We start from the raw sequence: 20,407 nt of genomic DNA on the forward strand, positions 1-20,407 counted from the left end.
CTTCGGTTATTGGTTGCCGATCCCCAGCAGACTGCGTGCGTATTGCGCCAGTGGCGGGCCGATCAGGTCTTCAGGCTTGTTGTCGTGGAACGTCAGTAAACCGCCACGACTTTTTATGCGTGCAGTATCAATCAAATACTGGGTGCTGGTCTCGATCAACATGATCTGAATCACCCCGCCGTCGATACCGAGGCGGTCGACCGCTTCCTGATCGAGCCATTCATCGGAGTTGCCGATACGGTCGTCAGCCTTGGCGAAACGCGTGTACAGCAAGTAATGCGCGCCGGCATCGCGAGCTTCGCCCATGGCTTGGTCAAGGCCTTCGGGAGCGCGGGCGCGGCGGACCATCGGAAAGTATTCGACGAACCCTTTGAAGGCTTCTTCGGCGACCACGTTAGGCCGCGGATAGGAACCGCCCGGCGGTGCAAAAGCGCCCTGAGCGATGTAGATGAACGAGTCCGGCTGAATGCGGAAATTGTTCACGCGACGGCTGTCGCTGTGGTCCAGCAAACCGGCATCGCTCATCTGGTAGCGAGTGCCTTCGGCCATATCGCTGACAGTCATACAGCCGCCAAGCGCCAAAACGGCCAGCAGCAAAACCAAGCTACGCATCCTATTCCTCCAAAGGCCGGTGACGGAAAACCGGCGAATGGCCGTTGAATGCAGCTTTTGCGCCAGCTCTGGAAATTGCTGACTTGTAGATCGCATCGCCAGCAGGCTGGCTCCCACAGGATTGCGCAAAACACTGTGGGAGCCAGCCTGCTGGCGATGAGGACAGTCAGCCGCCGATAATCTTCATGACCGTTGCACCACCGGAAAATGCCACCTCCTGCTTGTCCCCCAACGCCTTGATCAGCAAGCGCTGCAACGCAGGCAGTGCCTCATGGCGCGGCTTGTCGAGCAGATCACCGACATAGTGGCGATTGCTCGACGACAGGCAGCCATGCAGCCAACCCGTCGAAGACAGGCGCAGGCGCGAGCAGGTCCGGCAGAACGGCACGCTTTCATTGGCGATCACGCCGAAGTTACCCAGACCGGGAATCGCATAACGAACGGCGGTGGCATCGATCGGCGCGTCGGTCTGCGCATATTCGTAGCGCTCGCCGATCAGGCTGAGCAGTTGCTCGAGACTGACAAACTGCTGCAGGAACGCATTGGAGTCCTTGGCCAGATGGCCCATGCGCATCAGCTCGATGAAACGCAACTCGAATCCACGTTCCAGGCAGTAATCAAGCAGCGGCATCACCTGATCAAGGTTCTGCCCGCGCAACGGCACCATGTTGACCTTGATCTTCATGCCCGCCGCGGCGGCCTGTTGCATGCCATCGAGTACGCTGGCCAGATCACCACCACGGGCGATACTGCGAAACGCTGCCGGGTCGAGGGTATCGAGGGAGACGTTAATGCGGCGCAGGCCGGCATCAATGAGCAAGGGGAGTTTTTTCGTCAGGAGCTGGCCATTGGTGGTCAGGCTGATGTCGTCCAGGCCCATCTTGCCGACGGCGCTCATGAACGATTCGAGTTTGGGACTGACCAGCGGCTCGCCGCCGGTGATGCGCAAGCGCTCAATGCCCGCCGCTTCGATCAGATAGGCCACGCCGCGGGCCATGGCTTCGGCCGACAGCTCATCCTGCGCCGCCACCAGCCGCTTGCCGTTGGGCACGCAGTAGGTACAGGCGTAATTGCAGGCGGAAGTCAGGCTGATACGCAAATTGCGAAAGCGCCTGCCTTGACGGTCAACGATCATGATCACTCCGGCGATGGAAAATCGAGCGGCTAAAACTTGACTTAGAACTCAAGTTTTAGCAAGCCCTATGCCTGAGTATATTCCTGCGGTATTGCGACCTGTAGCAAAATCATGGCGCAATAAGCCGGCTGAATGGCTCAGCTGCTCGGCGTTTCCGGGTCGCGCTTGCGCTTGTTGCCCATGCGCACGCCGATGTCCATCAGGAACTGGAAGAAGCCTTCCTGATCTTCCAGCACATTGCTCCAAAAGGGCGAGTGGTACAGCGCGACTGCGCCGTGCACCAGCGCCCAGGCCGCGCAGTAATGGAAGTACGGCGGCACGTCTTCAAGCTTGCCTTCGCTGATGCGACCCTTGATCAGGAGGGTCAGGCGTTCGAAGTTCGAGGCACGGATCTTGTGCAGCTCCTCGACCATTTCCGGGACCTGATTGCCTTTGACGACCTTCTCTTCGAGACGGTCGAACAGGCGATAGCGCTGCGGGTCACGCATGCGGAATTCGAAGTAGGCGCGCGACAGCGCTTCCTTGTCCTTGTCGACATCAGCCGAATGCAGCAGCTCGTTCAAATCGCGCTCGTAATCGAGCATCAGGCGCAGATAAATTTCCGCCTTGGATTTGAAGTGCTTGTAGATCGTGCCTTTGCCGATACCCACGGCATCCGCAATCATCTCGACGGTGACACTGTCTTCACCTTGTTCGAGGAACAGCTTGAGCGCGGTATCGAGAATTTCCTGCTCGCGGCGACGAAATTCACGGACCTTACGAGGTTCTTTGTGCATAAGAAAAGGTCTGAAGGGTCAAAATACGAAGCCGCGTATTATGCCTAAATTGCGCAAAAATGCACGGATCATCGACCATATCTGTGTTTACCGTTCATTTTGCGAACGTTTCAGGGGCAATGAGAACTCAACTGAAGCAAACGTATTCCAAATTTGTTTAAAAACCCCGACCGGCTTACTGGACTGCACGCCAGACTGATCAATACTTGAACTGTCGGGCGACATCTCCCCCAAGTGTCGCGCCGGTAAAGGTACCAACGGACCGCGTGCCTTTGTTTTACTCCTAATGGTCTTAACCCGGATTCACCCCCCAGAACCCGGGTTTTTTTTGCCTGCGATTTGGCCAGCCGCTACGGGGCAGATCTGACACTCGCCAAAGGGAACAGACGCTTGAAGTTCTCGGTGGTCTGCTCGGCAAAGCGCTCGTAGTTCTCGCCGCGCAGCATCGCCAGAAATTCCGCCACCTCGCGCACATACTGCGGCAGGTTGGGCTTGCCGCGATAAGGGATCGGCGCCAGATACGGCGAATCGGTCTCCACCAGCAGACGATCTGCCGGCACTTTGCTGGCGACATCGCGCAACGCAGCGGCATTGCGGAAGGTAACGATGCCCGACAGGGAAATGTAATAACCCATGTCCAGCGCGGCTTTGGCCATGTCCCAGTCTTCGGTGAAACAATGCAGCACACCGGCCTGGGGCAATGCCGCTTCGCGCAGCAGCTCAAGCGTATCGGCTCGGGCACCGCGGGTGTGAATGATCACCGGTTTGCCGGTCTGTTGCGCGGCTTGCAAGTGCAGGCGGAACGACGCCTGCTGCAGCTCGGCAGCTTCCGGTTCGTAATGGTAGTCGAGACCGGTTTCGCCGATTGCCACCACTTTCGGGTGATCGAGCTCGTGCAGCAGCCAGTCGAGCGCCGGCGCCGCGCCGGGCTGGACGTCGAGCGGGTGCACGCCGACCGAGCAATCGACATCGCTGTAGCGTTCGGCGAGGGCTTTGACGTCGGCGGCGTTGTCGGCGCTGACGCCGATGCACAGAAAGTGTCCGACGCCGCGCCCGCGAGCTGCATCGAGCGCAGCATCCAGCGAGCCGTCATGGGCGGCGAGGTCAAGGCGATCAAGGTGACAATGGGAATCTACGAGCATAAAAACGGCAACTTACATCGTGTGGGTGGGACGGTCGGACTTCAACGCTCCGGCCAGATGGGTTTCGATGCGACTGCGCGCGGTGTCGTCGCCATCGTTAAACTGCACGCCGACACCGGCGGCACGATTGCCTTGCGCACCTTTGGGAGTGATCCAGGCGACCTTGCCGGCAACCGGGATCTTCTCCGCCTCGTCCATCAGGTTGAGCAGCATGAACACCTCGTCGCCCAACCGGTAGCTCTTGTTGGTCGGGATGAACAAGCCACCGTTCTTGATGAATGGCATGTAGGCGGCATACAACACGGATTTGTCCTTGATCGTCAGGGACAGGATGCCGTTGCGCGGGCCGGGGCTGATCGGTTCAAGCATGTTCACCTCCACTGCTGATGTTCAGAGTCTAGGTACACATCTCTATCTTTGACCAGGCAATCCCGCCCATTGCACCAACAATGCTTCGAGCAGCAACGCCGGATTGAGATTGGCCTTGCTCAGCACCTTCTGCCGTTGGGCGAGAATCCAGTCCTGAATATCGAGGACTTTACCCTGCGCACTTTTCTGCGCCAAGTACTGCACGACCTTGCGCATGTCAGGCAGACCGAGGCCGGCCTCGTCCTGAGTCAGTTGATAGCGCAGAATCAAGCTCGACCAGTCGCAGAACCAGTCGAACAGACGCAGCATCGGAATGTTTTTCCATTCTTCGGCCAATTGCGTCGGCGATTGCTGGCCCTTGAGCAACTTTTTTACGCCTTCAACCACTTGCGCGCGCTGCTCACGAACGCCTTGGGCTTGCAGGCTGACCGCCATCAGCGGCGAACCGGCCGCCAGCGTCAACAGTTCGACACGCTCGTCTTCGGAACACTCCGGCAACGCTTGCGCCAGCCACTTCAGACTCATCGCCTCACCCGGCAACGGACAGGCCTGCTGCACGCAGCGGCTCTTGATCGTTGGCAGCAAACGGCTGGTCTGGTGGCTGACCAGCAGCAGCACGGTATCGCCGGACGGCTCTTCAAGACTCTTGAGCAAGGCGTTGGCGGCGTTGATGTTCATCGACTCGACCGGTTCGATCAGCACCACTTTGCGCCCGCCCAGTTGCGCGGTCTGCACGACGAAGCTGACCAGATCACGTACCTGATCGACCTTGATGGCCTTGTCGGCTTCTTCCGGTTCGAGAATGTAATTGTCCGGGTGGCTGCCAGCCTTGAGCAAAAGACAGGATTTGCATTCGCCGCAAGCTTCCGGCGTCGGACGCTGACACAGCAGGCTGGCCATCAGGCGCTCGGCCAGGGCCCGTTTGCCGATCCCGGCCGGGCCGTGCAGCAGATACGCGTGAGCGTGCTGGCTACGCCCGGCCAATTGCTGCCAGAGGCTGTCTTGCCACGGATAGGCCTCAGCCACGGCTCAGCTCCACCAGATTCGGAATCAGGGTATCCAGCGATTGTTGCACTTTGCTCAGCGGCTGACCGGCGTCGATCCGTACATAGCGCGCAGGATCGGCTTCGGCACGCTTGAGGAACGCACTGCGTACCGCTTCGAAAAAGGCCCGCCCTTCGAGTTCGAAACGATCGAGCCGGCCACGAGCACTGGCGCGGGCCAGACCGATTTCCACCGGCAGATCGAAAATCAGCGTCAGATCCGGGCGCAAATCGCCCTGCACGAAGCTTTCCAGGGTGGCGATGCGTTCCAGCGACAAGCCGCGACCACCGCCCTGGTAGGCGTATGTCGAGTCGGTGAAACGATCGCAAAGGACCACGGCGCCACGCGCCAACGCCGGGCGGATCACCTCGGCCAGATGCTGCGCACGCGCGGCGAAGACCAGCAACAGTTCGGTATCGGGGTTCATGACTTCGTCGGCCGGGGCCAGCAGCACGTCGCGAATCCGCTCCGCCAGTGGCGTGCCACCCGGCTCACGGGTCAGCACAACCTCGATACCGGCGGCGCGCAGGCGCTCGGCGAGGTATTCGCGGTTGGTGCTTTTGCCGGCGCCTTCCGGGCCTTCGAGGGTAATAAACAAGCCAGTCACAGGCAGTCCTTAATCAAAGTCATTGCGCGTTTTCGGGGGCAGCAGCATCCGGCGCCGGCGCAGGCTCCTGCGGCGCAACCTGTGGCAGTGTCTCCGGCGCAGGATTGGGCGAGGCTGGCGGAATCGCTTCCTCGCTTGCCGGGGTTTCCGGCGCTGCTGTCGGTGCGGGGCTGGAACGGTAATCGGCACGGCGCTTGAGCTGATACTCGCGCACCGCATTGTTGTGCGCATCCAGATCATCGGAGAACACGTGGCTGCCATCCCCACGGGCGACGAAATACAGGCTGGTACCTTCCACCGGATTCAGTGCAGCGTGAATCGCTTCACGCCCGACCATCGCGATTGGTGTTGGCGGCAGGCCAGGAATCACATAGGTGTTGTACGGCGTCGGTTCTTTCAGGTGCGCGCGTGTCAGCTTGCCGGTGTAGCGCTCACCCAGGCCGTAAATCACCGTTGGGTCGGTCTGCAATTGCATGCCCAGCGCCAGCCGTCGCACAAAAACCCCGGCAATCTGCCCGCGCTCCTGCGGTACGCCGGTTTCCTTCTCGACCAGCGAAGCCATGATCAGCGCCTGATACGGCTCTTTGTAAGGCACATCGGCCGAACGTTTTTCCCACTCGCTGGCCAGCACTTCGTCGAGACGAGCAAATGCTTTTTTCAGCAGCTCGGCATCGGACATGCCGCGCACGAAGCGGTAGGTGTCGGGGAAGAAGCGTCCTTCCGGGAACAAGCCTTTATGGCCAATCTTCGCCATGACGTCGCTGTCGCTCAGACCGCTCAGGGTCTGTTCGAGCTTCTCGTCCTTGGCCAATGCAGCGCGCACTTGATGGAAATTCCAGCCCTCGACCAGCGTCAGGCTGTACTGCACTACATCGCCGCGCTTCCACGAGTCGATCAGACCGTTGACGGTCATGCCCGGCTGCATGCGGTATTCGCCGCTGTGGATGGGTGTGCCGGCGAGGTTGAAGCGCCAGTACACGCGAAGCCAGAACGCGTCCTTGATGACACCATCGGTTTCGAGAGAAAGGAATGTACGGGTCGGCGTAGAGCCTTTCGGCACATCCAGCAATTCTTCCTGGGTGATGTTCAGTGGCTGCTCCAGCGCACTGTGAATCTTCCAGGCGCTGGCGCCCAACAGCAGCCCTGCCAGAACCAGTCCGGTTTCCAGCAGCAGCAAAAGTTTACGTCTCACAAATCAGGCATCCAATAGGGCGCGGGCAAGGGTTTGCAGTTTACGGGTGAGCGGGCCAACCGGCCAGTTCAGTGCAGCGTAGGCGCGTACCGGCCACACGCCATACACGCTGTTGCAGACAAACACTTCATCGGCCCATTGCAGCTGTTCCAGGCTGATATCAGTGATTTGGCTGGGGATGGCCAATGACTCGGCCTGAAACAAAATTTCCGCACGCATCACACCGGCCACGCCACAGCGTTTCAAATCCGGAGTTATCAACACGCCGTCGCGGACGATGAACAGATTGCTGAACACACCTTCAATAACGCGCCCGGTACGGTCGAGCATCAAGCCTTCGGCGTGCTCGCTGTCCTGCCATTCGGCGCGGGCGAGTACCTGTTCGAGTCGATTGAGGTGTTTGAGCCCGGCCAGCAGCGGCTGCCTGGACAAGCGCGTATTGCAGGGAAACAGGCGTATGCCGTGCCCGGCATGGGCAGCGGGATAAGCGGCAGGAGGATTGCCTTGCAGAATGCGTCGGCCCGGCGCTGCGGGATCGGGCGCATAACCGCGCTGACCGTCGCCACGGGTGAGGATGAGTTTGAGCACGCCCTCACCCATCGCTGCCGCATAGCGCAGCAGCTCGTCGCCGATCAGTTCGATATCAGCGACGATGGCGAGACGCGCACAGCCCTCGGCCAGACGCGCGAGGTGCCGATCCACCAGGATCGGCTGGCCGCCACGCACGGCGATGGTCTCGAACAGGCCATCGCCGTAAGCCAGGCCGCGATCTTTCAGCGACAGACTGTCAGCCGGTTGACCGTCGACCCAGCAGTCCATCAGCCTGCGAACCGGCGGAACGCCAGGGTGCCGTTGGTGCCGCCAAAACCGAAGGAGTTCGACAGCACGACATCGATGTCCATGGTGCGCGCAGTGTGCGGCACGAAATCGAGGTCGCAGCCTTCGTCCGGCTCATCAAGATTGATGGTCGGCGGCGCCACCTGGCTGTTGATTGCCAGCACGCTGAAGATCGCCTCGACCGCGCCCGCTGCACCCAACAAGTGACCGGTCATCGACTTGGTCGAGCTGATCGCCAGTTTGTAGGCGTGATCGCCGAACACCGACTTGATCGCATTGGCTTCGGCAAGGTCGCCGGCCGGGGTCGAGGTGCCGTGGGCGTTGATGTATTGCACCTGATCGACATTGATCTTCGCGTCGCGCAGCGCATTGGTGATGCAGCGTGCGGCACCGGCGCCATCGGCCGGTGGCGAAGTCATGTGGAAGGCATCGCCGCTGGTGCCGAAACCGATCAGCTCGGCATAGATGGTCGCACCGCGCGCCTTGGCATGCTCGAGTTCTTCGAGCACCAGCGCACCGGCACCGTCGGACAGCACGAAACCATCACGGCCCTTGTCCCACGGACGGCTGGCACGGGTCGGTTCGTCGTTGCGGGTCGACAGCGCACGGGACGCGCCGAAGCCGCCCATGCCCAGACCGCACGCGGCCATTTCGGCGCCGCCGGCAATCATCACGTCGGCTTCGTCGTACATGATGTTGCGCGCCGCCATGCCGATGCAGTGCGTACCGGTGGTGCATGCGGTGGCGATGGCGTAGTTAGGTCCCTGTGCTCCCAGATGGATGGACAGGAAACCGGAAATCATATTGATGATCGAGCCTGGCACGAAGAACGGCGAAATCCGTCGTGGGCCGGTCTCATGCAGGGTACGACTGGTTTCTTCGATGTTGGTCAGACCGCCGATCCCCGAACCCATGGCAACGCCGATGCGCTCACGGTTCGCGTCGGTGACTTCCAGCCCGGCGTTGCGCACGGCTTGAAAGCCTGCGGCGAGGCCGTACTGAATGAACAGGTCGAGCTTGCGCGCTTCCTTGACCGACAGGTATTCCTCGACATTGAAGCCTTTGACCGAACCGCCAAAGCGGGTCGAATAGGCAGAAAGGTCGGTGTGTTCGATCAGACCAATGCCACTGCGGCCAGCCAGAATGCCCTGCCAACTGCTCGGCACATCCGTGCCCAGTGGCGACAACATACCCATACCGGTGACTACGACGCGTCTACGCGACACAGCACTCTCCTTTTTCAAATGACGATTTTGCATCAGGCCTAAAGAAAAAACCGCACGCCATGATGGCAGTGCGGTTTTTCCATGACAGCAAGCAACGATTACAAACTATTACGCCTGGTGGCTGGTAACGTAGTCGATTGCAGCTTGTACAGTAGTGATCTTCTCAGCTTCTTCGTCAGGGATTTCGGTCTCGAATTCCTCTTCCAGAGCCATCACCAGCTCAACGGTGTCAAGGGAGTCGGCACCCAGGTCTTCTACGAAGGAAGCGGTGTTGACCACTTCTTCTTCTTTAACACCCAGTTGCTCGGCAACGATTTTCTTGACGCGCTCTTCGATGGTGCTCATACCTTGTTTTCACTCCTAATGGACAAATTCAGGCAGCTGGCCAGTGGGTAAGTGTATAGAAAGACTTTTCAGTTTTTCAACTGAAAGCTTCACTCCTCAAACCCTGCAGCCCTCTGCCTATAAATAGATTGCAGCTTTATAACGGATTTTAGACAGCTCGTATGACATTTTTTTGAAGCAATCCGTCACATTTTACTCACATGTACATCCCACCGTTCACCGGGATTGTAGCCCCAGTGACGTATGCCGCACCGTCGGATGCAAGAAAAGCGACCACGGACGCGATCTCTTGAGCTTGCCCCAGACGACCCAGCGGAATCTGCGTCTGCAAGGCTTCACGCTGTGCTTCAGGCAGCTCGCGGGTCATATCGGTGTCGATGAACCCTGGGGTCACCGAGTTGACCGTAATGGAACGCGAACCGACTTCACGCGCCATCGCCCGGCTGAAACCTTCCAGACCGGCCTTGGCGGCTGCATAGTTTACTTGGCCGGCGTTGCCCATGGCACCCACCACCGAGCCAATACTGATAATTCGACCCCAACGCGCCTTGGTCATGCCGCGCAGAACGCCTTTGGACAGGCGATACAGACTGTTCAGGTTGGTATCGATCACGTCGTACCATTCATCGTCTTTCATGCGCATCATCAGGTTATCGCGGGTGATGCCGGCATTATTGACCAGAATCGCCACCGGCGCACCGAACTGCTCCTGAATGCCCGCCAGTACCGCGCTGACTGATTCGTCGCTGGTGACGTTGAGTTCGAAACCGGTGCCCTGGATACCGTTTTCCTTCAGGGTCGCGGCGATGCGCTCGGCGCCCGACGCGGAGGTCGCGGTGCCGACAACGATAGCGCCCTGACGACCCAGTTCCAGCGCGATGGCCTGGCCGATACCGCGGCTTGCACCGGTGACCAGTGCAACTTTACCTTGCAGACTCATGCAAGTTTCTCCTGATTCAGGCCTGCGCTGCGCGAGCGGCAGCGAAGGCATCTGGGGTATTGAGGTTGGAAGTCGCAACGCCTTCGGCGCAACGCTTGTTCAGACCGGCCAGGACCTTGCCCGGACCGCATTCGACCAGATCGGTCGCGCCTTTGGCGGCCAGCGTCTGCACTGACTCGACCCAGCGCACTGGCTTGTAGAGCTGTTCGAGCAGATCGCGTTTGAGGGTTTCCAGGTCGGCCGGCACTTGTGCACTGACGTTCTGTACGACCGGGATCTGCGGCGCCTGCCAGTCGATGGCGGCGATGGACTCGGCAAAGCGCTCGGCGGCCGGGCGCATCAGTTCGCAGTGCGACGGCACGCTCACCGGCAGCGGCATGGCGCGCTTGGCACCACGAGCCTTGCAGCCTTCAATGGCACGTTCGACGGCAGCCTTGGCACCGGCAATCACCACCTGGCCCGGCGAGTTGAAGTTGACTGCGCTGACCACCTCACCTTGCGCCGCTTCGGCGCAGGCGGCCAGCACGTCAGCATCTTCCAGACCGAGAATGGCGGCCATGCCGCCCTGCCCGGCCGGAACCGCTTCCTGCATCAACTGACCGCGGCGCTCAACGAGCTTGACCGCATCAGCCAGAGTCAGGCTGCCTGCAGCGACCAGCGCGCTGTATTCACCCAGGCTGTGACCGGCAACGAATGCCGGACGCGCACCACCTTCCGCCAGCCACAGGCGCCACAAGGCGATCGAGGCGGTCAGAATGGCCGGTTGGGTCTTGTCGGTTTGATTGAGCAGCTCTTCCGGGCCCTGCTGGGTCAACGCCCACAGGTCATAGCCCAGCGCAGCAGAGGCTTCTTGAAAGGTTTCGAGGATCAGCGGATGTTGCGCGCCCAGCTCGGCCAGCATGCCGAGGGACTGCGAACCCTGTCCTGGAAAGACGAATGCGAGGGAAGCAGACATGTAACAAGCCCCTAATGATCTTGTCGTCGGAAAATAACGCCCCGCTCGGGACGCCAGAAACTGACAGTTTGGATGGCCCTTTGAACCGGGCGGTCACATTTAAGCATTGTCCGACGAAAACGCCTAAGACAACAGGTCCTCCAGACGACCGTGGAGACGCTCGGGCAAGTTCTCCTGAATCTCGATCAGCGCACGGGAAATCGCACTCTGAAAGCCTTGGACACCGGCCGATCCGTGACTTTTCACCACAATGCCCTGCAAGCCGAGAAAGCTTGCGCCGTTATGTCGCGCCGGCGCCAGATCGGCCTGCAAGCGCTTCATCAGCGGCAGCGCCAGCGCTCCCACCGTCCGCGAGGCAAGATTCTTCTTGAACAACGCTTCGATGCGCGCAGCGATCATCGTCGCCAGGCCTTCGCTGGATTTGAGCAGAATGTTGCCGACGAAACCGTCGCACACCACCACATCCGCCTCGCCACGGTACAAACCGTCGCCTTCGATGAAACCGGTGTAGTTGATGCCACGCGCCGCCTGTAACAGCGTCGCCGCCAGCTTGACCTGCTGATTGCCCTTGATGTCTTCGGTACCGATGTTCAGCAAGGCCACGCGCGGGCGATGAATGCCCAGCGTCTGCGCCGCCACCGAGCCCATTACGGCGAACTGCAACAGATGTTCGGCGCTGCAATCGACGTTGGCGCCCAGATCGAGCAACTGACAATAGCCAGTCTGCGTCGGGATCGCGGCGACCATTGCCGGACGATCAATGCCCGGCAAGGTCTTCAGCACGAACCGCGACAACGCCATCAACGCACCGGTATTGCCGGCGCTGACACAGGCCTGAACCTTGCCATCACGCAACAATTCGAGGGCGACACGCATTGACGAGTCCGGTTTGCCACGCAGGGCCTGGGCCGGTTTTTCGTCCATGGTGATGACTTCGCTGGCCGGTACAATCGTCAGGCGCGCGCGATCGGCAGCCGATTGGCCGTTGATCAGTTCTTCAAGAAGGGAAGGTTGACCGACGAGGGTCAGGTGCAGCGAGGGCGTAGCAGACAGGCAAGCAAGGCTGGCCTGAACAATGCTGCGGGGACCGAAGTCCCCGCCCATTGCGTCAATCGCGATGACTTGAGCAGACAAGTGATTACTCGTCAGCGCCCTTGTCGATCACTTTACGGCCACGGTATACGCCTTCTGGCGATACGTGGTGACGCAGGTGAACTTCACCGGTGGTTTTTTCTACAGACAGGGTGCTAGCCTCGAGAGCGTCGTGCGAACGGCGCATGTCACGGGCAGAGCGGGATTTTTTGTTCTGCTGAACAGCCATAATTGATTAACTCCTAAACGTTTGGGTCACGCTTTAACTGCGCCAATACACTGAACGGGTTGGACCGCGTTACCTCGTCCTCGCTCGGTTCGGGCTCATCTGCTCCCGCCGGCTGCTGGCATTCTTCCGGATGATGAGCAGGCACAATGGGCAAGGCGAGCAAAAGCTCCTCCTCGATCAGTGACTGCAGATCCAATGGATCTTCGCCCAGTTCCAGCACGTCATAACCTTTCGGCAACGACTGGGTATTCGCACCCTCCTTCACCACGGCGTAACTGCATTCGCTGTGGATCGGCAGGGTGACCAGCTCAAGACAACGCTGGCAAACCATTTTGACTTCGGTGTCGATAAAGCTGTGGATCACCACAGATTTACGTTCATCTCGTTCAAAAACGAATTTGGCCTGCACCGTACCGACATCGTCGGAAAGCGGGTCGCAGAGTCTCTTCAAATCGGCCAGCAGCAGTTCACCTTGAAGGGTGGTGCCACGGTCAGCCAATTTGCGCGGGTCAACGTGAGGTGGAATCGGGTCATTCAACATAGGCGCAGCATTATAGGGATGCACCCACCCATGTCAAAGGAAATTGTGCCCTGTCCGTCACTTGCGTGCCTCCGCTAGAATCCGCACCTGCCTGAGGAGACGCCCATGCTGCCTTTATTACTTGCTTCAAGCTCGACCTATCGACGCGAATTGCTCGCTCGCCTGCACCTGCCGTTCGTCTGCAGCTCGCCGGACATCGACGAAAGCCACCGTCCCGGCGAGCGAGCCATCGACCTGGTCAAACGCCTTGCCGAACAAAAAGCCCGGGTATTAGCCGACAGCCATCCGGACCACCTGATTATCGGCTCGGACCAGGTTGCCGTACTCGGCGAGCAGATCATCGGCAAGCCGCACACCTTCGAGAAGGCCCGCGAGCAACTGCTCGCCGCCAGCGGCAGCCGCGTGACCTTTCTGACCGGCCTGGCCCTGCTCAACAGCCAGACCGGCCACTGCCAGGTCGACTGCGTGCCGTTCACCGTGCACATGCGCCAACTCGAGCCAGCGCGCATCGAGCGCTATCTGCGCCTCGAACAGCCTTACGACTGCGCCGGCAGCTTCAAGGCCGAAGGCCTCGGCGTGAGCCTGTTCCAGTCCACCGAAGGCCCGGACGCCACCAGCCTGATCGGCCTGCCGCTGATTTGCCTGATCGACATGCTGCTGGCCGAAGGCGTACAGATTCCCTGACCCAGAAAAAACCGGCCATTGAAGGCCGGTTTTTTTTCTACAGCGAAGGCTTATCGCAACGACGGTCCGTGGAAACCCATCCACATCGCCAACTGCTCGGCCACACTGGCGCCGAGTTTTTTCGAGAAGCGATCGAACGGCGACTCCTGAACCGTGAAATCCACCAACTCCTTCTCGCCAATCACGTCCCGCGCCACCGAACTGGCACTGCCCAGACCGTCGATCAGACCCAGCGGCAGCGCCTGTTCGCCTGACCAGACCAGACCGGAGAACAGTTCCGGATGCTCTTTGTCCTTCAAGCGATCGCCACGACCCTGCTTGACGCTGTTGATGAACTGCTTGTGCGTGGTGTCCAGCACACTCTGCCAGAACGCCGTTTCTTCAGGCTTCTGCGGCTGGAACGGATCAAGAAACGCCTTGTGCTCGCCCGACGTGTAGGTGCGACGCTCGACGCCGAGCTTTTCCATGGTACCGACAAAGCCGTAACCGGCTGCCGTTACACCAATCGAACCGACCAGACTGGCCTTGTCGGCGTAGATCTGATCGGCCGCGCTGGCGATGTAGTAGGCACCGGACGCACCGAGATCGGAAATCACCGCATACAACTTGATCTCTGGATGCAGGCCACGCAAGCGCTTGATTTCGTCATAGACATAACCCGACTGCACTGGACTGCCGCCCGGGCTGTTGATGCGCAAAATCACGCCCTTGACCTTTTTGTCTTCAAACGCGGCGCGCAGGCTACCGACGATGTTGTCGGCACTCGCGGGTTCTTTATCCGCGATCACCCCGTCAATTTCGATCAGTGCCGTGTAGTTCGGGCCGCGCGTAGCGCTCTTTTCCATATCCATCAGCGGCGTGAACAGCAGCAATGCAACAAACAGATAAACAAACGTCAGCAGCTTGAAAAAGATCCCCCAGCGCCGCGAGCGACGTTGTTCCTGCACGCCCGCGAGCAAGGTTTTTTCCAGCAGCTTCCAGCTTTTCGCGTCACCGTCGCCGGCACTTGCCTTGGCCGGTGCTTTCCATTCGTCGGTCATGCCATCACCCCAAAAACGTATTAAGCCTGCTGTCCCAGCCAGGCATGCAATTCAGAAAACCGGTCGATCGACAGCAGCGGCTCGAACTGTTGCAACGATTCGATCGACTGCGCGCCATAACTGACGGCTACCGAGTCCATTCCCGCGTTGCGCGCCATCAGCAGATCGAAGGACGAATCCCCCACCATCAACGCCTGTTCGGCACGTACACCGCAATGTGCGAGGATCTGCTCCAGCATCAGAGGGTGTGGTTTGCTGGCGGTTTCATCGGCGGCGCGGGTGATATCGAAATAATCTTCCCAGCCATTGGCCTTGAGCACGCGATCAAGCCCGCGGCGGTTCTTGCCGGTCGCTACCGCCAGGTGATAACCCTGCTCGCGAAACGACGCCATCGATTCGATGACACCCTCGAACAGCGGCGAAGGCACGGCTTCGGCAGCGATGTAGTGATCGGCGTAGTACTCGCGAAACGCGGTCATTTCGGCATCGCTGATCTCCGGGTACAAGGTGCGAATCGCTTCTGGCAAACCCAGACCAATGATGCCCTTGACTGCGAAATCATCGCGCAGCTCGAAGCCGGAACGCCCGGATGCCGAGTGCATGGCCTCGACAATCCGGTGAATGGAATCGGCCAGCGTGCCGTCCCAGTCGAAAATCAACAGTTTGTAATCAGGGTGCTGCACTCAGGCGCTCCACAGTCTTGGCCCACATTTCATCGACCGGGGCCTGCAAGGTCAGCTTGCCGCCATCAGGCAGCGGCACGGTCAGCATGTAGGCGTGCAGGAACAGGCGCTTGCCGCCCAGATCGCGAATTTCCCTGGTGAAATCGTCGTCGCCGTACTTGCTGTCACCGGCGATGCAATGCCCGGCGTGCAAGGTATGTACGCGAATCTGGTGCGTACGACCGGTGACCGGCTTGGCCTCGACCATGGTGGCGAAATCACCGAAGCGGCGCAGCACCTTGAACACGGTCAGGGCTTCCTTGCCTTCATCGTTGACTTCGACCATGCGCTCGCCGGAGCGCAGATTGCTTTTGAGCAACGGCGCACTGACCTGCTTGATTGAAGTGGCCCAGTTACCGCGAACCAGCGCCATGTAGCGCTTGTCGACGCCGTCGCCACGCAGTTTTTCGTGCAGGTGACGCAGCATGCTGCGCTTCTTGGCAATCATCAGCAGGCCGGACGTGTCACGGTCGAGACGGTGAACCAGCTCCAGCTCTTTCGCGTCGGGACGCAACTGACGAAAGGCTTCGATCACGCCGAAATTCAAGCCGCTGCCACCGTGAACAGCAATGCCCGCGGGCTTGTTGATCACGATCAGCGCCTTGTCTTCGTAGACGATCGACGCCTCGAGACGCTGCAGCAGACCTTGGGCCAGTGGCACCGGCTCATCGCGCTCAGGCACGCGCACCGGCGGCACGCGCACGATATCGCCGGCCTGCAGCTTGTATTCGGGCTTGATCCGGCCTTTGTTCACACGCACTTCGCCTTTGCGCAAAATGCGGTAAATCAAGGTCTTGGGCACGCCTTTGAGCCGGGCGAGGAGGAAATTGTCGATTCGTTGGCCGGCATACTCCGGCGAGACTTCAAGCAGTTGAACGCCTGGAGTCGAAGGGGCAGTAGTTGTCATGCCGCGGATGATAACAATTTTTATGGAATTGAAGCACTTAATCATTGCTGCTATAGTCGCGAACGCCGCCAAAAGCGGCCTGGACAGAGGAATCACGGTCAAAGACCGGCCCTGACCAACGCAATTCACCAGGGCGCGAGGCCGTCCTACGGGGCTTTCGCTACGTAACGGTGGAGTTTGCAGTTGTAACGAGCGCAGGTGACATGAGGCCTGAATCACACCGCCGAGCAGCGTTTCCAATCGCCCGGCAGGCAAATATTCGAGGCCAGTTCACAAAGTGCAGTCAGCTGCGAATGACCCCGAGCGAGCGCTTCGGAAACATCGCCTGAATTAGCCATGATGCGTGACCTCCCCTTTCGGAGCTCACGGTAAATGCCAACCCGCTGCGGATTCTGCGCGCGGCAGCACCCGAATTATCAGGGATACGTGTAGGGTGGAGATGCACAACCGCCGGACTGTGTAGCAACAAGCTTTTATCAAGACGCTTCATCTCGTCCACAGCCGCTGGTTGATTCCTCCTCCTGACTGAGTGCTTAAGTAGCCACAGCAAGCAGGACGCGTACGTCGCGGTATCGGCCCAATTGGCCTGACATCGCTGGACACGGGAATGGCCAACCACTCCCGACGCACCTGACACCGACCGTGAGAAGTCGTGTGTGCCGAACGCCGTTTCCGGCAGCCCGGAAACCGACGGTACTACATGAAAAGAATGCTGATTAACGCAACTCAACCCGAAGAGTTGCGTGTTGCACTGGTAGACGGCCAGCGCCTCTACGACCTGGACATCGAATCCGGTGCACGCGAGCAGAAGAAGGCCAACATCTATAAAGGCCGGATTACTCGCATCGAACCGAGCCTTGAGGCTGCCTTTGTCGATTTCGGCTCCGAGCGCCACGGCTTCCTGCCCCTCAAAGAAATCTCCCGCGAATACTTCAAGAAAGCCCCCGAAGGCCGCGTCAACATCAAGGACGTCCTGAGCGAAGGCCAGGAAGTCATCGTTCAGGTCGAAAAAGAAGAGCGTGGCAACAAGGGCGCAGCCCTGACCACCTTCATCAGTCTGGCCGGTCGTTACCTCGTACTGATGCCGAACAACCCGCGTGCCGGCGGTATCTCCCGTCGCATCGAAGGCGAGGAGCGCAACGAACTGCGTGAAGCGCTGAACGGCCTGGTTGCACCGGCCGACATGGGTCTGATCGTGCGCACTGCCGGCCTTGGCCGCAGCAGCGAAGAAATGCAGTGGGACCTCGATTACCTGCTGCAACTGTGGACCGCCATCAAAGAAGCCTCGCTGGATCGCTCCGCGCCGTTCCTGATCTATCAGGAAAGCAACGTGATCATCCGCGCCATCCGCGACTACCTGCGCCAGGACATCGGCGAAGTGCTGATCGACAGCGTTGAAGCCCAGGACGAAGCCCTGACCTTCATCCGCCAGGTGATGCCGCAGTACGCCAGCAAGATCAAGCTGTACGAGGACAGCGTCCCGCTGTTCAACCGTTTCCAGATCGAAAGCCAGATCGAGACCGCCTTCCAGCGCGTCGTCGAACTGCCTTCCGGCGGCTCCATCGTCATCGATCCGACCGAAGCTCTGGTGTCCATCGACATCAACTCGGCGCGCGCCACCAAAGGCAGCGACATCGAAGAAACCGCCCTGCAGACCAACCTTGAAGCCGCCGAAGAAATCGCCCGTCAGTTGCGCCTGCGCGACATCGGCGGCCTGATCGTCATCGACTTCATCGACATGACCCCGGCCAAGAACCAGCGCGCCGTGGAAGAGAAAGTCCGCGAATGCCTGGAAGCCGACCGTGCCCGCGTGCAGATCGGCCGCATCTCGCGCTTCGGCCTGCTGGAAATGTCCCGTCAGCGTCTGCGTCCATCGCTGGGCGAAAGCAGCGGCATCGTCTGCCCGCGTTGCAACGGTACCGGCATCATCCGTGACGTTGAATCGCTGTCGCTGGCGATCCTGCGCCTGATCGAAGAAGAAGCCCTGAAAGACCGCACCGCCGAAGTCCGTGCCCAGGTGCCGATCCCGGTCGCTGCGTTCCTGCTCAACGAAAAACGCAACTCGATCACCAAGATCGAACTGCGTACCCGTGCCCGTATCGTCATTCTGCCGAACGATCACCTGGAAACGCCGCACTTCGAAGTCCAGCGTCTGCGTGACGACAGCCCCGAAGCCGCGACCAACCAGTCCAGCTACGAAATCGCTGCCGCCGCTGCCGAAGTCGAAGAAGTCCAGCCAGCCGCTGCGACCCGCACCCTGGTTCGCCAGGAAGCCGCGGTCAAGACTGCCCCGGCCCGCGCCAATGCGCCGGTGCCGACCGAAGTCGCTCCAGCCGCCCCTGCTCCGGCCCCGGTGGCCGCGCCAGAGCCAAGCCTGTTCAAGGGCCTGGTGAAATCGCTGGTCAGCCTGTTCGCCACCAAGGAAGAGCCTGCCGCTCCGGTCGCCGTGGAAAAACCGGCTGCCGAACGTCCGGCGCGCAACGAAGAGCGTCGCAACGGTCGTCAGCAGAGCCGCAACCGTAACGGTCGCCGCGATGAAGAACGCAAGCCGCGCGAAGAGCGTGCACCGCGTGAAGAACGCGCCCCACGCGAGCCGCGTGAAGAGCGTCAGCCGCGTGAAGCCCGAGAAGTGCGCGAGCCTCGCGAAGCTCGCAGCGAAGCGCCGGCCGCCCGTGAAGAACGCGCGCCACGTGCACCGCGTGAAGAACGTGCCCCGCGTGCGCCGCGTGAAGACCGCAAGCCTCGCGGCGAGCGTGAAGAACGCGTACGTGAACTGCGTGAGCCACTGGACGCCATTCCAGCGGTAGCCACTGCCGCCGCCGTCACCACTGAAGAGCGTCCGGCCCGCCAGCCACGCGAAGAACGCGCACCGCGTCCGCCGCGTGAAGAGCGCCAGCCACGTGCCGAACAGGCCGCTGCTGCCGTCGCCGAAGAAGAAGTGATCAGCAACGAAGAGCAACTGCCGGAAGACGGTCAGGACAGCGCCGAAGGCGACCGTCCACGTCGTCGCTCGCGCGGTCAGCGTCGTCGCAGCAACCGTCGTGAGCGTCAGCGTGATGCCAACGGCAACGTGATCGAAGGTTCGGAAGAATCCGAATCCGCCGAAAACGCTGGTGAGCCAAGCACTGCCGATCTGGCTGCCGGCCTGGCCGTCACCGCCGCCGTTGCCAGCAGCGCGATCAGCGCTCCGGCCGAAGCACAGGCGCACGAGCAAGCCGAACGCGCCACCGCTGCCACACTGGAAACTGCTCCAGTCGAAGCGCCGGTTGTCGAAGCCAACACCTCGGTGGAAGTGACTGCCTCACCGGAAATCGAAGTGGCCCCGGTCCGCGTAGCTCAGCCTCAGGTTGAAGTGCCCGCTGAACCAGAAACTGCTGTTGAAGCGCCAGTTGCAATCAGTGAACCGGCAACTGAAACCGTCGCTGAAACCGTGACCGAAAGCGTACGTGAAGTTCGCGAAGAGCAGACTGCCTTCAACTGGACTGCCGAGCCTGCGAAGACCGAAGCCCCAGCGCCCGTCGCTGAAGCGGAAGTTGCAGAGGCGATGGTTTCCGAGCCAGTGGTCGCCGCAGCCGAGCCGGCCCCGGCGCCAGTGATCGAAGCACCGGTTGTCGAGGCCCCTGCCGTCGTCGAAGCGCCAGCCCCGGTGGTTGAAGCTCCGGCTCCGGTCAGCGCCCTGACACCGAACGGTCGCGCACCGAACGATCCGCGTGAAGTGCGTCGTCGCAAGCGTGAAGCCGAGCGTCTGCAGAAGGAAGCCGAACTGGCCGCCACTGCGGCGCCAGTGGTTGCCGAACCCGCCGCTGCTGCCGAAGTGATCGAGGCAGCGCCTGCCCCGGTTGCTGAAGACGCATCGGTTGAAGCGGTGATCGCCGAGGCACCGCGTTCCGTACAGGACGCGGTCGAGCAACGCGAAGAGGCCGAGGAAAAAGAGCACGAGCCTAAACCTTTCGTGTAATTTCCCAAGCCGTTAAAAAGCCCCGCCCGGTGTAAGCCTGGCGGGGCTTTTTTA

General features: G+C 60.3%; 21 protein-coding genes. 2 read left to right on the forward strand and 19 right to left on the reverse strand.

The window, feature by feature from the left end; genetic code table 11:
- Positions 1–6: 6 nt before the first annotated feature.
- The 16 genes from BLU52_RS17205 to BLU52_RS17280 all read right to left on the reverse strand — a co-directional run bounded on the left by BLU52_RS17205 (position 7) and on the right by BLU52_RS17280 (position 13,042).
- Positions 7–612: a DUF4823 domain-containing protein gene (locus BLU52_RS17205; RefSeq protein WP_090285180.1), complete on the reverse strand. Its 606-nt coding sequence runs from the start codon at positions 610–612 to the stop codon at positions 7–9.
- A 166-nt stretch (positions 613–778) separates the two neighbouring features.
- Positions 779–1,747 (reverse strand): GTP 3',8-cyclase MoaA, encoded by a 969-nt coding sequence (locus BLU52_RS17210; RefSeq protein ID WP_090285181.1) that lies wholly within the window; start codon positions 1,745–1,747, stop codon positions 779–781.
- 137 nt (positions 1,748–1,884) lie between these two features.
- On the reverse strand, positions 1,885–2,523 hold the full coding sequence (locus BLU52_RS17215; protein ID WP_090285183.1) for a TetR/AcrR family transcriptional regulator: 639 nt from the start codon (positions 2,521–2,523) through the stop codon (positions 1,885–1,887).
- A gap of 350 nt (positions 2,524–2,873) precedes the next feature.
- Positions 2,874–3,665, reverse strand: a complete 792-nt coding sequence (locus BLU52_RS17220) for a TatD family hydrolase (RefSeq protein ID WP_090285185.1) — start codon at positions 3,663–3,665, stop codon at positions 2,874–2,876.
- A 12-nt stretch (positions 3,666–3,677) separates the two neighbouring features.
- Positions 3,678–4,034 (reverse strand): PilZ domain-containing protein, encoded by a 357-nt coding sequence (locus tag BLU52_RS17225; protein WP_090285187.1) that lies wholly within the window; start codon positions 4,032–4,034, stop codon positions 3,678–3,680.
- Positions 4,035–4,076: 42 nt separating this feature from the next.
- Positions 4,077–5,060, reverse strand: a complete 984-nt coding sequence (locus BLU52_RS17230; RefSeq protein ID WP_090285188.1) for a DNA polymerase III subunit delta' — start codon at positions 5,058–5,060, stop codon at positions 4,077–4,079.
- Positions 5,053–5,685, reverse strand: coding sequence for a dTMP kinase (gene tmk, locus BLU52_RS17235; protein WP_090285190.1), 633 nt, complete (start codon positions 5,683–5,685; stop codon positions 5,053–5,055). Before tmk ends, BLU52_RS17230 begins: the two co-directional genes overlap by 8 nt.
- 19 nt (positions 5,686–5,704) lie before the next feature.
- Positions 5,705–6,877: an endolytic transglycosylase MltG gene (gene mltG, locus BLU52_RS17240; RefSeq protein WP_090285192.1), complete on the reverse strand. Its 1,173-nt coding sequence runs from the start codon at positions 6,875–6,877 to the stop codon at positions 5,705–5,707.
- Positions 6,878–6,880: 3 nt separating this feature from the next.
- Positions 6,881–7,696: an aminodeoxychorismate lyase gene (gene pabC / locus BLU52_RS17245; protein WP_090285194.1), complete on the reverse strand. Its 816-nt coding sequence runs from the start codon at positions 7,694–7,696 to the stop codon at positions 6,881–6,883.
- A complete protein-coding gene (gene fabF, locus BLU52_RS17250) occupies positions 7,696–8,940 on the reverse strand; it encodes a beta-ketoacyl-ACP synthase II (RefSeq protein ID WP_090285196.1) in 1,245 nt (414 codons plus the stop codon). The genes pabC and fabF overlap by 1 nt, the downstream gene beginning before the upstream one ends.
- 108 nt (positions 8,941–9,048) lie before the next feature.
- Positions 9,049–9,285 (reverse strand): acyl carrier protein, encoded by a 237-nt coding sequence (gene acpP, locus BLU52_RS17255; RefSeq protein ID WP_003175607.1) that lies wholly within the window; start codon positions 9,283–9,285, stop codon positions 9,049–9,051.
- 196 nt (positions 9,286–9,481) lie between these two features.
- Positions 9,482–10,225 carry a 3-oxoacyl-ACP reductase FabG gene (gene fabG, locus BLU52_RS17260; RefSeq protein ID WP_090285198.1) on the reverse strand — a complete coding sequence of 248 codons (744 nt, stop codon included), beginning with the start codon at positions 10,223–10,225 and terminating at the stop codon, positions 9,482–9,484.
- A gap of 16 nt (positions 10,226–10,241) precedes the next feature.
- On the reverse strand, positions 10,242–11,180 hold the full coding sequence (gene fabD, locus BLU52_RS17265) for an ACP S-malonyltransferase (protein ID WP_090285200.1): 939 nt from the start codon (positions 11,178–11,180) through the stop codon (positions 10,242–10,244).
- Between the two features lie 123 nt (positions 11,181–11,303).
- Positions 11,304–12,314, reverse strand: a complete 1,011-nt coding sequence (gene plsX, locus BLU52_RS17270) for a phosphate acyltransferase PlsX (protein ID WP_090285202.1) — start codon at positions 12,312–12,314, stop codon at positions 11,304–11,306.
- 4 nt (positions 12,315–12,318) lie between these two features.
- The gene (rpmF, locus tag BLU52_RS17275) at positions 12,319–12,501 is read right to left on the reverse strand and encodes a 50S ribosomal protein L32 (protein ID WP_003179396.1); all 183 of its coding nucleotides are present in this window, start codon (positions 12,499–12,501) and stop codon (positions 12,319–12,321) included.
- A 13-nt stretch (positions 12,502–12,514) separates the two neighbouring features.
- On the reverse strand, positions 12,515–13,042 hold the full coding sequence (locus tag BLU52_RS17280) for a YceD family protein (protein WP_003204262.1): 528 nt from the start codon (positions 13,040–13,042) through the stop codon (positions 12,515–12,517).
- A 105-nt stretch (positions 13,043–13,147) separates the two neighbouring features.
- On the opposite strand from BLU52_RS17280, the gene BLU52_RS17285 reads away from it, so the two are divergent.
- The gene (locus tag BLU52_RS17285) at positions 13,148–13,726 is read left to right on the forward strand and encodes a Maf family protein (RefSeq protein WP_090285204.1); all 579 of its coding nucleotides are present in this window, start codon (positions 13,148–13,150) and stop codon (positions 13,724–13,726) included.
- A 50-nt stretch (positions 13,727–13,776) separates the two neighbouring features.
- On the opposite strand, the gene sppA is transcribed toward BLU52_RS17285, so the two are convergent.
- From sppA to rluC, 3 genes are read right to left on the reverse strand one after another with little or no spacing between them, the layout of a single operon-like run.
- Positions 13,777–14,766, reverse strand: coding sequence for a signal peptide peptidase SppA (gene sppA / locus BLU52_RS17290; protein ID WP_090285206.1), 990 nt, complete (start codon positions 14,764–14,766; stop codon positions 13,777–13,779).
- 20 nt (positions 14,767–14,786) lie between these two features.
- A complete protein-coding gene (locus BLU52_RS17295) occupies positions 14,787–15,449 on the reverse strand; it encodes an HAD-IA family hydrolase (RefSeq protein ID WP_090285207.1) in 663 nt (220 codons plus the stop codon).
- Positions 15,436–16,395: a 23S rRNA pseudouridine(955/2504/2580) synthase RluC gene (rluC, locus tag BLU52_RS17300; RefSeq protein ID WP_090285209.1), complete on the reverse strand. Its 960-nt coding sequence runs from the start codon at positions 16,393–16,395 to the stop codon at positions 15,436–15,438. The genes BLU52_RS17295 and rluC overlap by 14 nt, the downstream gene beginning before the upstream one ends.
- A 700-nt stretch (positions 16,396–17,095) precedes the next feature.
- On the opposite strand from rluC, the gene rne reads away from it, so the two are divergent.
- Complete coding sequence (gene rne / locus BLU52_RS17310; RefSeq protein WP_090285211.1) at positions 17,096–20,353, forward strand: ribonuclease E; 3,258 nt, start codon at positions 17,096–17,098, stop codon at positions 20,351–20,353.
- Positions 20,354–20,407 lie beyond the last annotated feature (54 nt).

This window comes from Pseudomonas granadensis, assembly GCF_900105485.1.
In the GTDB taxonomy this organism is placed as follows: domain Bacteria; phylum Pseudomonadota; class Gammaproteobacteria; order Pseudomonadales; family Pseudomonadaceae; genus Aquipseudomonas; species Aquipseudomonas granadensis.